Source organism: Polaribacter sp. SA4-12, assembly GCF_002163675.1.
Classification (GTDB): Bacteria; Bacteroidota; Bacteroidia; order Flavobacteriales; family Flavobacteriaceae; genus Polaribacter.
This window is the reverse complement of record NZ_CP019334.1, coordinates 3,514,285-3,528,119: the sequence shown is the minus strand read 5'-3', so window position 1 is coordinate 3,528,119 and position 13,835 is coordinate 3,514,285. Positions and strand designations below refer to the sequence as shown.

Annotated in this window: 11 protein-coding genes; 9 read left to right on the top strand and 2 right to left on the bottom strand. The window is 30.2% G+C overall.

The window, feature by feature from the left end; genetic code table 11:
• Window positions 1–45 precede the first annotated feature (45 nt).
• From arsS to BTO07_RS15315, 9 genes are all read left to right on the top strand, one after another.
• Window positions 46–1,101 carry an arsenosugar biosynthesis radical SAM (seleno)protein ArsS gene (arsS, locus tag BTO07_RS15355; protein WP_087522059.1) on the top strand — a complete coding sequence of 352 codons (1,056 nt, stop codon included), beginning with the start codon at window positions 46–48 and terminating at the stop codon, window positions 1,099–1,101.
• A 119-nt stretch (window positions 1,102–1,220) separates the two neighbouring features.
• The gene (arsM, locus tag BTO07_RS15350) at window positions 1,221–2,189 is read left to right on the top strand and encodes an arsenosugar biosynthesis arsenite methyltransferase ArsM (protein WP_087522058.1); all 969 of its coding nucleotides are present in this window, start codon (window positions 1,221–1,223) and stop codon (window positions 2,187–2,189) included.
• A 102-nt stretch (window positions 2,190–2,291) separates the two neighbouring features.
• Entirely contained in the window at window positions 2,292–2,777 is a 486-nt protein-coding gene (locus BTO07_RS15345) for a rhodanese-like domain-containing protein (RefSeq protein ID WP_087522057.1), read from the top strand.
• A 101-nt stretch (window positions 2,778–2,878) separates the two neighbouring features.
• Window positions 2,879–3,490: a TIGR04282 family arsenosugar biosynthesis glycosyltransferase gene (locus BTO07_RS15340; protein WP_087522056.1), complete on the top strand. Its 612-nt coding sequence runs from the start codon at window positions 2,879–2,881 to the stop codon at window positions 3,488–3,490.
• 6 nt (window positions 3,491–3,496) lie between these two features.
• A complete protein-coding gene (locus BTO07_RS15335; RefSeq protein WP_087522055.1) occupies window positions 3,497–4,198 on the top strand; it encodes a T9SS type A sorting domain-containing protein in 702 nt (233 codons plus the stop codon).
• A 90-nt stretch (window positions 4,199–4,288) separates the two neighbouring features.
• A complete protein-coding gene (locus BTO07_RS15330) occupies window positions 4,289–5,104 on the top strand; it encodes a purine-nucleoside phosphorylase (protein ID WP_087522678.1) in 816 nt (271 codons plus the stop codon).
• Window positions 5,105–5,187: 83 nt separating this feature from the next.
• Window positions 5,188–5,727: a hypothetical protein gene (locus tag BTO07_RS15325; protein WP_157663360.1), complete on the top strand. Its 540-nt coding sequence runs from the start codon at window positions 5,188–5,190 to the stop codon at window positions 5,725–5,727.
• 244 nt (window positions 5,728–5,971) lie between these two features.
• A complete protein-coding gene (locus BTO07_RS15320) occupies window positions 5,972–8,062 on the top strand; it encodes a S46 family peptidase (protein ID WP_087522053.1) in 2,091 nt (696 codons plus the stop codon).
• A 195-nt stretch (window positions 8,063–8,257) separates the two neighbouring features.
• Window positions 8,258–11,710, top strand: coding sequence for a pyruvate carboxylase (locus BTO07_RS15315; protein ID WP_087522052.1), 3,453 nt, complete (start codon window positions 8,258–8,260; stop codon window positions 11,708–11,710).
• A 100-nt stretch (window positions 11,711–11,810) separates the two neighbouring features.
• Here BTO07_RS15315 and BTO07_RS15310 read toward each other — a convergent pair whose 3' ends face one another.
• Complete coding sequence (locus BTO07_RS15310) at window positions 11,811–12,536, bottom strand: metallophosphoesterase family protein (RefSeq protein ID WP_087522051.1); 726 nt, start codon at window positions 12,534–12,536, stop codon at window positions 11,811–11,813.
• 68 nt (window positions 12,537–12,604) lie between these two features.
• Window positions 12,605–13,801, bottom strand: coding sequence for an outer membrane protein assembly factor (locus tag BTO07_RS15305; protein ID WP_335682122.1), 1,197 nt, complete (start codon window positions 13,799–13,801; stop codon window positions 12,605–12,607).
• Window positions 13,802–13,835: the final 34 nt, after the last annotated feature.

Here is a 13,835-nt window from a genome sequence, read left to right as displayed (position 1 = left end):
CTACTGTAAACTGAGACTGTAAACTGTAAACTGTAAACTTATAAAATGGCTACAAAATCGCTAAAAGCAAGAAATAACGACATTGCAAATACTTCTCGTCAGATGGAAATTCTTTCTGAAGGAATTTTTGCGAATGGAGAATTACCAACTTTTGCAAACAAACTAAAAGAAACAAATCAGTTTCCTTTACGTCCTAAAAAACTAGAAATTTTACAGATAAACTTGGGATACATGTGTAATCAAGTTTGTTCGCATTGTCATGTAGATGCTGGTCCTGATAGAAAAGAAATCATGACATTGGAAACAATGAATGAATGCTTAGAAGTTATCAAAAAAACGGAAGCACACACTTTGGATTTAACAGGTGGCGCTCCAGAAATGAACCCTAATTTTAGATGGTTTGTAGAAGAAGCATCAAAAGCCGGAATTAAAGATTTTATTGTTCGTTCTAACTTAACAATTATTAGAGCCAATAAAAAATACCACGATTTACCTCAATTCTTCAAAAAACACAATGTACACGTAGTTTCATCAATGCCACATTGGACGCGTGGAAAAACAGACAAACAACGTGGAGATGGCGTTTTTGATAAATCTATAAAAGCCTTGCAAGAATTAAATGCTGTTGGTTATGGTTTAGAAGGTTCTGGTTTAAAACTAGATTTGGTTTATAATCCTTCAGGTGCATTTTTACCAGGAGATCAAATGGCGTTAGAAAATGATTTTAAGAAAGCTTTAAAATCTGAATTTAACATCGATTTTCACAGTCTTTTTGCAATTACTAATTTACCAATTAGCCGATTTTTAGATTATTTAATTGCATCAGAAAACTACGAAGATTATATGTATAATTTAGTGGAAGCTTATAATCCTGCAGCTGTAGAAAATGTAATGTGTACAAATACACTTTCTGTAAATTGGGAAGGTTATTTATATGATTGTGATTTTAATCAGATGCTAAATTTAAAAGTTGCCAGTAAAGTAAAACACATTTCTGAATATAATGAAGAATTGTTGCAAGACAGAAATATTATTATAAATCAGCATTGTTATGGTTGTACTGCTGGCGCAGGAAGTAGCTGTCAAGGAGTTGTCGCATAATTTTTTCCTGCAAGGTATTTCCGAAGAATGAGGATTCCTAGTAGGTATTAAAAAAGAATACTTTTAAAATACACCTACAAGGTTTCAAAAACCTTGCAGGAAAACAAAAATATAAGAATATGAGTTATTTAGAAACTACACATAATGTATATAAAGAAGCAGCTTTAACACCAGATGTTGGCTTGTGTTGTACTACAAATCCTATTTGGGAATTACCAGGTTTAAAGATTCCTAGAATTATGCAAGAAATGAATTACGGTTGTGGTTCTACAGTGCATGCTAGAGATTTAACCAACAATCCAAAAATGTTATACGTTGGTGTTGGTGGTGGAATGGAGTTACTTCAATTTGCTTATTTCAATAGAAATAAAGGCGGCGTTATTGGTTTAGATGTTGTGGATGAGATGTTAGAAGCTTCTCGTAAAAACTTTAAAGAAGCTGAAGAACAAAATGATTGGTTTAAAAGTGATTTTGTTGATTTACGAAAAGGTGATGCAATGGATTTACCTGTAGAAAGTAATTCTATTGATGTTGCTGCTCAAAACTGTTTATTCAATATTTTTAAATCTGATGATTTGAAAAAAGCGATTGAAGAAATGTATAGAGTCTTAAAACCTCATGGAAAATTGGTCATGAGTGATCCTACTTGTGAGCAACCAATGAATGATGAATTACGTAATGACGAACGTTTACGTGCTTTGTGTTTAAGTGGAAGTTTATCAATTGCAGATTATGTAAAAGCGTTAACTGATGCAGGTTTTGGAACGATTGAAATTAGAGCCAGAAAACCATACAGAATCTTAGATCCGAAGAATTACCCAACAGACGAATTAATTTATATCGAATCTATAGAAGTTGCTGCAATTAAAGATCCAATGCCAGCAGATGGACCTTGTATTTTTACAGGACGAGCTGCCATTTATTATGGTGATGAAGATTATTTTGATGACGGTTTAGGTCATACTTTATTAAAAAATCAACCATTAGCTATTTGTGATAAAACTACAGCTCAATTACAAGCTTTAGGAAGAGATGATATTTATTTTTCAGAATCTACTTTCCATTATGATGGTGGTGGATGTTGCTAGATTTGGTTGTCATTGCGAAGAAATGAAGCAATCTTTCTATTAAAAAATGGATTACTTCGTCATTCTTCCTCGTAATGACAGAACTTTAAAATAATCTTAATAATGAAAAAAATACTTTTACTTTTTATACTGATAAGTTCAGTTTCTTTCGGGCAAAAGAAACTAGATAAACTGCTGAATAAATTCAACAAGAACAATGTTCCTTACATTTCTGTAGATAGTTTAGCTTCAACAAAAGCTATTTTATTAGATGCAAGAGAAGAAAAGGAATTTAAAGTAAGTCATTTAGAAGATGCAATTCTTGTTGGTTTTGATCATTTTGAGATAGCACAAACTATAGCGAAACTTCCAACAGACAAAAACGCGAAGATTGTGGTGTATTGTTCTCTAGGGATTCGTTCTGAAATTGTTGCAGATAAATTGATTAAAGAAGGTTACACCAATGTTTTTAATTTATACGGAGGGATTTTTGAATGGAAAAACAAGGATCATCAAGTTATTGACACTTTAGGAAGTAACACAGAAAAAGTACATACTTTCAATAAAGATTGGAGTAAATGGCTGAAAAAAGGGAAGAAAATTTATTAAAAAATTAGTTTTCAGTAAGCAGTCACAGTATTCAGTACTTACTGTTATAGAAAACAACACTAAAAAAAGAAAAACTTTGAGCCTTTGCGAGATAAAAAATTATGCATAAAAACTTACTATTAATCTTCACTAGAAACCCAGAACTTGGAAAAGCAAAAACTCGTTTAGCCAAAACGGTTGGTGATGAAACTGCTTTAGAAATTTATAAATTTTTATTAGAAAAAACTAGAGACATATCATCAAAAGTGTCTTCTGATAAAGCTGTCTATTATTCAATAAAAGTTAGAGAAAATGATATCTGGGATTCATCTATTTATCAGAAATACCAACAAGTTGGAGAAGATTTAGGGTTTAGAATGCTAAACGCTTTCAAAGATAGTTTTGAAGCAGGTTATGAAAAAGTGATGATTATTGGTAGTGATTTATACGATTTAACATCAGAAAATATAGAAACTGCTTTTGATGAATTAAACAATAATGATTTGGTTATTGGACCTGCAGAAGATGGAGGTTATTATTTATTAGGAATGAATTCTCTACATTCAACTATCTTCAAAAATAAAAATTGGGGAAAAGAAACTGTTAGAAAAGATACTTTATCTGATTTAAAAGATAAAAAAGTGAAATTATTAGCGTTTAAGAACGACATAGATGTATATGAGGATATTTTAAATATCCCCGAAATTATGTCAACGTTTATAAACTCTAAATAATTTTATATGAAAACAACATTACTTACGTTACTTTTTGCTTTTTCTATTATTCAATTTAATGCCCAGTGTTCAGAAAACGGAACAAATTTCGGTAACAATACAACTACCGCTTCTTATAATATTACAGGAGATGTATCAATTACTTTAAACACCAATAACACAGTTACTTTAAATTTAGGAAGTAATTTTAGTACAGCTTCTGGACCAGATGTGAGAGCTTACTTTGTAAATTCCGAAGGAAAAACGAATGCAGAAATAAGAAATTCTTTAATTAGTAATTTAGATAATTTTCAATTCGGAATAATTAACCCTAATGGAGCACAAACCTTTACAACTGCAATTCCAGCAGGTAAAGACATCACAAAATTTGACACTATTTTCTTTTATTGTTTGCAGTTTAATGCTTTTTGGGATTTTGGTTCTATAACTCCATTCAATAGCGATAGTTGCTCCGTTTTATCTGTAGAAGATACTTTTTTATCTAAAATTAGTTTCTATCCAAATCCTACAAAAGATAAAATTCATTTTTCAAATCCAACTTCTGTTTCTGCTGAAATTCGTATTTTCACCATTCTAGGAAAACAAGTTTTTTATCAATCTAAAATAACAGAAAAAACCATTGATGTATCTTCTTTTAATAAAGGAATTTACATTATTAAGTTAGATACTGATGGAAAATCAAAAACACAGAAACTAGTCATTAATTAAAAATCGTCATTGCGAGGCACGAAGCAATCTCTCTATAAATAAAGAGATCACTTCATTCGTACCTCTTTCGTAATGACAAATGAAAGACAAATGAAACAGCAACAATTATCAGAAACTATAGATTTTTTAAAATCAAACGGAATTACAAATCCAGAAATAGGAATTGTTTTAGGAACAGGTTTAGGTAAATTAGTAGATGAAATTTCGATAGAAAAAGAAATTGCATATTCAGAAATACCTAATTTCCCTGTTGCAACGGTAGAGTTTCATTCTGGTAAATTAATTTACGGAGAATTATCTGGTAAAAAAGTATTGGTAATGGCGGGGCGTTTTCATTTATACGAAGGTTACAATGCTTGGGAAGTTACCTACGGAATTAGAACATTACATGGTTTAGGAATTAAAAACTTATTAATTTCTAATGCTGCAGGAGCAATTAATTTATCTTATAAAAAAGGTGATTTAATGTTGATTGAAGACCATATTAATTTACAAGGAAGTTCGCCTTTAGCTTTTAAAGGAGCTAACAATTTTGGTAATATTTTTGCTGATATGTTAGAACCGTATTCTAAAGAATTGAATGCCAAAATTAGTGCTATTGCTACTCAACAAAATATATTATTACACAAAGGAGTTTACACAAGTGTTCTTGGACCTCAACTAGAAACAAGAGCAGAATACAGAATGTTACAAATTTTTGAAACAGATGCTGTTGGTATGAGTACTGTACCAGAAGTAATTGTTGCCAAACAATTAAACTTACCTTGTGCTGCAATTTCTGTGTTAACAGATGAATGCGATCCTAAAAACTTACAACCTGTAGATATTGCAGAGATTATTGCAATTGCTGGTGAAGCAGAACCTAAAATGATTACTCTTTTTAAAGAAGTTATTAAAGTGATTTAGAAGTAATATCACTCTCAATTTGTTTTAGAATCACACATAAAAATTAGGTTTATTTCATTATTTTTATGGAAAATAAATTTACTATGAGAGTTAAACAAATTTTATTCCTCTTTCTTGTTTCATTAATTCTATTTAATTGTGAAAACAAAGAAAAACTAACACTTGAAGAGCAACTTAATTTAACTCCGGATATTTTAGTTGAAGGTGAAAGCGATATAGGTCTAAGTTCTTTTTCAAAGCGTTACGATTCAGATATCATCTCAAAATTATATTCAGAAGCATTAGAGAATGATAAAAAGTTGAATGCTCTTAATGAAAAAATTAAAAACTTCACTAATGATAGTATTATAGAAAAAACGAAAGCTTTTACTAAATATTCTAATACTAATGATCATTATTGGAGCTCAATAGACAAATACATATCATCTTTAAATGACTCAATTATAAAGAAAGAAACTACAGCCTTTTTTGATAAATTAAAATTGAATTTCGAAAACAGTATAGATAATCAAACAAAGTTATTAAGTCTTATTGATACAAAAAAAGAAAAATTAAGAGATCAATTAACTTTAATGAAACTATTTGTTACTGAACCAATGATGAGAAATTATCAAGTTAATTAAAAACCAGACATTAAAGAATTAGAAGATCTAATTTCTCAATACAAAGAATTGGTTAAAGAAAGCAAAGAGTATTCAAAGCTTAAAAAGTAAGCTTTGAACCTTAATAGAAATACTATATTCAGATTGTTGGAATTCAATTCAACAAGCTGTTTTATTATTGATAAAAACTTCATCAAACAAGTACACTATCCTTTAGGTGAAAAATAAAGCTTTCCGTATCTTTATGCACCTAATTTTTATTGAAATGAAATACATTAAAATAGTATTATTATTCTTTGTTGTTCAAATATCTGCACAACAAGGAGGAATGTGGATTCCTTCACTTTTAGAAGGAATGAACGAACAAGAAATGACTTCTTTAGGAAGTAAATTAACTGCAAAAGACATTTACGATGTAAACAACTCCAGTTTAAAAGATGCAATTGGGCATTTTAATGGAGGTTGTACAAGTGAAGTTATTTCACCAAAAGGTCTAATCTTAACCAATCATCACTGTGGTTTTGGGCAAATTCAATCTCATTCTTCTTTAGAAAACGATTATTTAAAAGATGGTTTTTGGGCAATGAATTTAGAGCAAGAATTACCAAATCCAGGTTTATATATAGAATTTATTGATAGAATTGAAGATGTGACCGCTACAGTTTTTGAAGGTGTTAATGATTCAATGACTGAAAAGGAAAAGCAATCTAGAATCACAAAAAACAGTAACAAGCTACAGAAAACAATCAAAAAAGAACCTTGGCAAAAAACCAAAGTAAAATCTTTTTATCAAGGAAATCAATACTTTTTATTTGTTATAGATCGTTTTGAAGATATCCGTTTAGTAGGTGCACCTCCAACAAGTATTGGTAAGTTTGGTAGTGATACAGATAACTGGGTTTTCCCAAGACATACAGGAGATTTTTCTATGTTCAGAATTTATGCTGATGCAAATAACAATCCTGCAAAATATAGTAAAGACAACAAACCTTTTACTCCAAAACACTTTTTACCTATTTCTATAGATGGTGTAGAAGAAGGAGATTTTACAATGGTTTTCGGTTTTCCAGGTACAACAAATGAATACTTACCTGCTGTTGCTATAAAACATATTACAGAAGAATACAACCCAACAAATATTGCGATTAGAGAAGCTGCATTAAAAGTTATTGATGCCAAAATGAAAACGAGTGATGCTGTTCGTATCAAGTATGCTTCTAAACAAGCAAGAATTGCAAATGCTTGGAAAAAATGGATTGGAGAAAATTTAGGAATCCAAAAAAGTAACGCTGTTGAAAAAAGACAAGCTTTTGAAGCTTCATTTACAAAAGCATTAGAAGAGAAAGATTTAACAGAAAAGTATGGAAATATTCTTCCAGAATTTGATCGTTTGTATAAAGATTTTGCTGCTATAAATATTAAAAGAAGAAACTTTATTGAAGTCTTTTTAGTTACAAATGAATTAATGTCTATGACATTTAGAGCATATCAATTTGAGCAAGCAGTAAAGAAAGATCCTAAATCTTTTGACAAAGCAAAAGCATCTATAGTGAGCACTTTAGAAGGTATTCATAAAAATTATGATGTTTCTGTAGATAAAGGTGTCTTTAAAAATGTAATGCCTTTTTTCAATAAAAATGCGGATGCAAGTATTTACGATAAAACGGCACTTACAAACTTAGATTCTGCTTTAGGTTTATTTGATGGAAATGCAAAAAAAGTGCTTAAAAAGTTAAATAAGGATGCTGCATATAAATATGCTAAACCTATGATTGAAGCTTTTTACAATACGATTAATAAAGAATATTCAGAAAAAAACGCTCCAATTACTGCATTACAAAAAACGTATATGACTGCATTAATGGAAGCTTTACCAAATGCGCGTTATTTTCCGGATGCGAATAGTACTTTGCGTGTAACTTACGGACAAGTTAGAGGTTATTCTCCAAGAGATGCTGTTTACTACAACCCTGTTAGTTATTTAGACGGAGTTATAGAAAAGTATGTTCCTGGTGATTATGAGTTTGATGTTCCAGAAAAATTACGTCAACTTCATAAAGATAAAAATTACGGACAATATGCTGATAAAAACGGTAAAGTTCCTGTTTGTTTCTTAGGAACAAATCATACAACTGGTGGAAATTCTGGAAGTCCTGCATTAGATGCTGAAGGAAATCTAATCGGTTTAAATTTTGATAGAGTTTGGGAAGGAACTATGAGTGATATGAATTATGATCCTGAAATATGTAGAAATATTATGGTAGATTTAAGATATGTATTATTTATTGTTGATAAATATGCTGGTGCAACTCACCTAATCGACGAGATGAAATTAGTACATCCGAAGAAAAAGTAAACACCTAAAATTATATTCCTAAAAGGGTTTAAGAAACATTATTATCAATGTTTTTTAAACCCTTTTTTTTATTTCATCAAAAAAATAATCAACCTTTAGAACAAAAAAAAATTAAAAAACATTTACTACATCGTTTTCGCTTTACTATCTTTAGAACGAAATAATTCAGTTTAACTCTAAAATAGGTTCTACAAAATGAAGATTGAAAAAGTATTGGTTGCCAACAGAAGTGAAATTGCTATCAGAATTTTTAGAGCTTGTACAGAAATAAACGTGAAAACGGTAGGTATTTACACATTTGAAGACAGGTATTCATTACACAGATATAAAGCGGATGAATCTTATCAAATAGGTGAAGATAATGATCCTTTAAAACCGTATTTAAATATTGATGAAATTATTAGAGTTGCTTTAGAAAGCAATGCAGATGCTATTCATCCTGGTTATGGTTTTTTATCAGAAAATGCAAATCTTGCTCAGAAATGTGAAGACAATGGTATTATTTTTATCGGGCCAAAAGTGTCTGTTTTAAAATCTTTGGGTGATAAAATTATGGCAAAAGAAGTTGCTGTCGCGAATAACGTTCCTGTTATTAGAAGCAACGAAAAACCTTTAGAAAATATTGAAATTGCCTTAAGTGAAGCAGAAATAATCGGCTATCCAATTATGTTAAAAGCGGCTTCTGGAGGTGGTGGAAGAGGAATGCGTGTTATTAGAAAAGCGGATGAATTAAAACGTGCTTTTAATGAAAGTAAACGTGAAGCTTTAAATGCTTTCGGAGACGACACTGTTTTTCTTGAAAAATTTGTAGAAAACCCAAAACATATAGAAATTCAAATAGTTGCCGATAATTATGGAAATACAGTTCACCTTTTCGAAAGAGATTGTTCCGTGCAACGCCGTTATCAAAAAGTAATAGAATTCGCACCTTCTTTTGATTTAAAACAAGAAACGAAAGATGCACTTTACAAATATGCAATCAACATTTGTAAAGCTGTAGATTATAATAATATTGGAACTGTAGAGTTTTTAGTTGACGATGATGGTTCTATCTATTTTATTGAAGTAAATCCCAGAATTCAAGTAGAACATACCGTTACAGAAGTAGTAACGAATATCGATTTAGTTAAAACACAATTATTTATTGCTGGTGGTTATAAATTATCTGATCAACAAATAAAAATAACAAATCAAGAAGCCATAAAAGTAAATGGTTTTGCATTGCAATGTAGGATTACAACAGAAGATCCTCAGAACGATTTTAAACCAGATTATGGAGAAATCACAACCTATAGAAGTGCTGCTGGTTTTGGTATTCGTTTAGACGCAGGAAGCGTTTATCAAGGTGCTATTATTTCACCATTCTTTGATTCTATGTTGGTTAAAGTGACTGCAAATAGTAGAACTTTAGACGGAGCTTGTAGAAAAGTCCGTCGTGCTTTAGCTGAATTCAGAATTAGAGGTGTAAAAACAAATATGCTCTTTTTAGATAATATTTTACAACACGAAACTTTTAGAAAAGGGGAAGTGACTGTGAATTTCATCAAACAAAATCCTGATTTATTCATTTTTAAAGCACCTCGTAACAGAGCCACAAAGTTGGTTACTTATTTAGGTGATGTTATTGTAAATGGAAATCCGGATGTTAAAAAAATTGACCCAACAAAAACATTTGTAAAACCGATTATTCCTAAGTTTGATATAAATGCAGCACATCCAAAAGGGACTAAAGATCTATTAACGGAATTAGGTCCTGATAAGTTTTCGCAATGGTTAAAAAATGAAAAGAAAGTTCATTTTACAGACACTACAATGCGAGATGCACATCAAAGTTTATTAGCAACAAGAATGCGAACTTTTGATATGATGAAAGTTGCAGAAGGATATGCAAAAAACAATCCAGACATTTTTAGTATGGAAGTTTGGGGAGGCGCAACTTTTGACGTTTGTATGCGATTCTTACAAGAAAATCCTTGGGAAAGACTACAGAAACTGCGTAAAGCAATGCCAAATGTATTGTTGCAAATGTTAATTAGAGGTTCCAACGGAGTTGGATACACAGCATATTCAGATAATTTAATTGAAAAATTTGTAGAGAAATCTTGGGAAAATGGTGTTGATATTTTCAGAATTTTCGATTCTTTAAACTGGATGAAATCCATTGCTCCTTGTATTGAATATGTAAGGACAAAAACAGATGGTTTAGCTGAAGGTTCTATTTGTTATACGGGTGATATTTTGAATCCAAAAAACACAAAATACAATCTAAAATATTATACAACTTTAGCAAAAGATATAGAAAATGCAGGCGCACATATTTTAGCAATTAAAGATATGGCTGGTTTATTAAAACCTTATGCTGCTTACGAATTAGTTTCTGCTTTAAAACAAGCAATAAATATTCCTATTCATTTACATACACACGACACCTCATCTATTCAATCTGCGACGTATTTAAAAGCAATTGAAGCTGGTGTTGATGTTGTTGATGTTGCATTGGGTGGTTTATCTGGATTAACATCACAACCTAATTTTAATTCGGTTGTAGAAATGATGAAATTCAACGATAGAGAAAGCAACTTAAATATTGATTCTTTAAACGAATATTCTAATTATTGGGAAACTGTTAGAGAGTATTATTATCCTTTTGAATCTGGTTTAAAATCTGGTTCTGGAGAAGTTTTTAAACACGAAATTCCTGGTGGACAATATTCTAATTTAAAACCACAAGCACAAGCTTTAGGTTTAGAAGATCGTTTTCATGAAATCACAAAAATGTATGGCGATGTAAACTTACTTTTTGGTGATATTGTAAAAGTAACTCCAAGTTCTAAAGTAGTTGGAGATATGGCTCAATATTTAGTGAGTAATCATTTAACGGTACAAGATGTTTTAGAACGTGGTGATACGATTTCTTTCCCACAATCTGTAGTTAGTTTCTTTAGAGGAGATTTAGGTCAGCCGGTTGGTGGTTTCCCTAAAGATTTACAAAAATTAATTTTAAAGGATGAAAAACCATATACAGACAGACCAAATGCACATTTAGAACCGATAGATTTTGATAAAGAGTATGCAGATTTTAGAAAAATATTCGAAAATGATTTAGGAAGAGCAATAGATTTCACAGATTTCTTATCCTATAAACTGTATCCAAAAGTATTTTTAGATGCGTATAACAAACATTTAAAATATGATAGTTTAATAAACTTGCCTACCAAAAATTTCTTCTACGGAATGGAAAGAGGTGAAGAAATTATTATTGAATTAGAAAAAGGAAAAACATTATTAATTACTTTAGAATCTGTTGGAAAACCGAATGAAGACGGAATGGTAACTGTTTATTTTAAAGTAAACGGACAAGGTAGATCTGTGCAAGTAAAAGACACTTCTATTAAGATTGATAAAGTTGAACATATTAAAGCTGATAAAAATAACTCAAAAGAAATCGGAGCACCTTTACAAGGAATGTTGTCTACTATTTTAGTTAAAAAAGGAGAAAAGGTTACTAAAAATCAGCCTTTGTTTATTATTGAAGCTATGAAAATGGAAACTACGATTACAGCAATAGAAGATACAACTATCAACAAAATAGTTGTAAAAGCTGGTGTAATGGTAAATTCTGATGATTTAATTTTAACTCTTGAATAATGAAATAGATACTCATTATTAAAAACAAAAAATCTCATTTAGAACGTTAACGATTCTAAATGAGATTTTTTTTATGTTTCTAAGTACTTATAAAAAAGACTTAATTCCTTCCTTTTTCATCAGGATACAAACTAGGTAAATTATCACTTTGAAAATAGGCTTTTGTATCAATATTCATTCCAGTAACTTTTCCTTTAAAAGCGGCTCCTGTATCAATATTCCAGACACTTTCAATATTTATTGGTGATGACTCATCATAATTAGTAGTTGGTGTATGACCTATGTAAATCTCTTTATAATGTTGTAATCTTTTAGGATAAAAAATAGAATCTTGTGGTATACTTCTATCCATTACCAAAAGCATTTCCCATAAAGATCTATCTAAATAAAATAATTCTGGAAACTTCTCTTTTTCAACTCCATGTAAAGAAGTAAAACCTGCGTGTAAGAACAATCTGTTATTATCATCTAAATGATATAAAGGTAAGTTTTCGAAAAAATTAAGATGCTGTTCTCTTTCTTCAGTAGAAAAAACTTCATAACTTTCCATCGTTTCTTTACCTCCATGCATGTACCAAGAAGGGTTTACATCGCCTCTTTTTAACCAATCTTCACACCAAACATCATGATTTCCTTTGATAAAAACACAATCAAATTTCTCTGACAAATTAATTAAAAATTGAACAACTTGTGCAGATTCACTCCAACCATCTACATAGTCTCCCATGAAAATAATTTTATCTCCTTCTTTAATTTCTAGTTTATTTAAAACTTGAATTAAAGCTTTTAAGCCTCCATGAATATCTCCAATTGCAAAAGTTCTCATCTTAATTTTATTTTAGGCAAAACTAAGTATTTCTTTCGAAATTATAAGAAACGAATATTAAATTTAGATTAAAAATATTGCCCAATTCCAAATACTAAACCTCCTTTAGAATTCCCTGGGTTGTTAGATAATCTAAATCCATAATCAATTCTAAAAGTAGCGTTGTATATTTTTTTACTTATAAAACGCAGACCAATACCAGAATAGACTCTCATATTATCACTCTTAAAAAAGTCATTGATTTCACCTCCAGGGTTTCTCCAAGAACCAAAATCAGTAAAAATATTGGTTTGAACTGCTAACCAATCTTTATCATAAATTGTATGTCTGTATTCTGTATTCCAAACAAAACTACCTGTTCCTCTATCAACTAAAATACCAACTCCACGTAAGTTTACATTATTATCTAGAGCAAAAGGAGCAAATGGTGTTTTTTCGTTGGATGATAAACCAAAACGCAATCTATTTGCCCAATTACCATTACCGCCTAATCTTTTGTAATAGAAAAAATCATTCCAAGTAATAAAAAAACTATCCTGAAAATTATTTTTTGTTGCTACATATTGTGTGTATAAAATGCTCTTAAAACCACTTACATATTGATAATAAAAATCTAAGTTATTAAATTCATACACAAACTTAAACAATGCCTTATCTAAGTTTATGGGAGTTTTAGGAATTGACGGATCTGTTTCTCCTGATAAATATTGATATTTTTCGTTAAAGAAATTTACACCAAAATTTAGTTGATGCTTAAAGTTGATTTGATATAACCCTAAAACTTCAAAAGAAACATTATTGTATAAAAAATTGGCTGTTTTATCTCCAAAATACAACGGCTCTTCACTTTTCCAATTTTGATGATTTACTGCTAAGCCCCATTTTTTTGAAAACAAGTTGGGCGCTTTAAAGTTAATCCCATAAGAATCAAAACCGTTATTCTGATAAAATCCACCAAACGTGATATTTCTTCCTAAAAAATTATAATCGTATAAACCTAGCTTGTATGAAAATTGGTCATTTGTAGTTGTCCAAATATTGACTTCAGGTATAACTGTATAGTTCTCTTCAACATTTATAAAAATGTTATAAAAGTTATCATGAGAATGAAACACTTGGTAATAGACATGACTAACTGCAGGTAATCTTTTTAAAAGAATAATATCCTTTTCGATAGATAAAGAATCTAAAGTTGTTCCTTTTTTGGTTTGTAATAATTTATGAATAAATGATTCTTTTATCTTTTTCACTCCTTGAATTTTCACATCAATAATTACTTTTTCTTGCGAAAAGATAAGA

Bases quoted from the DNA above. Each gene is read 5' to 3' on its own strand.
- BTO07_RS15315 (WP_087522052.1), top strand. From the start codon at position 8,258: ATGAAGATTGAAAAAGTATTGGTTGCCAACAGAAGTGAAATTGCTATC.
- BTO07_RS15310 (WP_087522051.1), bottom strand. From the start codon at position 12,536: ATGAGAACTTTTGCAATTGGAGATATTCATGGAGGCTTAAAAGCTTTA.
- arsM (WP_087522058.1), top strand. From the start codon at position 1,221: ATGAGTTATTTAGAAACTACACATAATGTATATAAAGAAGCAGCTTTA.
- BTO07_RS15340 (WP_087522056.1), top strand. From the start codon at position 2,879: ATGCATAAAAACTTACTATTAATCTTCACTAGAAACCCAGAACTTGGA.
- BTO07_RS15335 (WP_087522055.1), top strand. From the start codon at position 3,497: ATGAAAACAACATTACTTACGTTACTTTTTGCTTTTTCTATTATTCAA.
- BTO07_RS15345 (WP_087522057.1), top strand. From the start codon at position 2,292: ATGAAAAAAATACTTTTACTTTTTATACTGATAAGTTCAGTTTCTTTC.
- BTO07_RS15330 (WP_087522678.1), top strand. From the start codon at position 4,289: ATGAAACAGCAACAATTATCAGAAACTATAGATTTTTTAAAATCAAAC.
- BTO07_RS15325 (WP_157663360.1), top strand. From the start codon at position 5,188: ATGAGAGTTAAACAAATTTTATTCCTCTTTCTTGTTTCATTAATTCTA.
- arsS (WP_087522059.1), top strand. From the start codon at position 46: ATGGCTACAAAATCGCTAAAAGCAAGAAATAACGACATTGCAAATACT.
- BTO07_RS15320 (WP_087522053.1), top strand. From the start codon at position 5,972: ATGAAATACATTAAAATAGTATTATTATTCTTTGTTGTTCAAATATCT.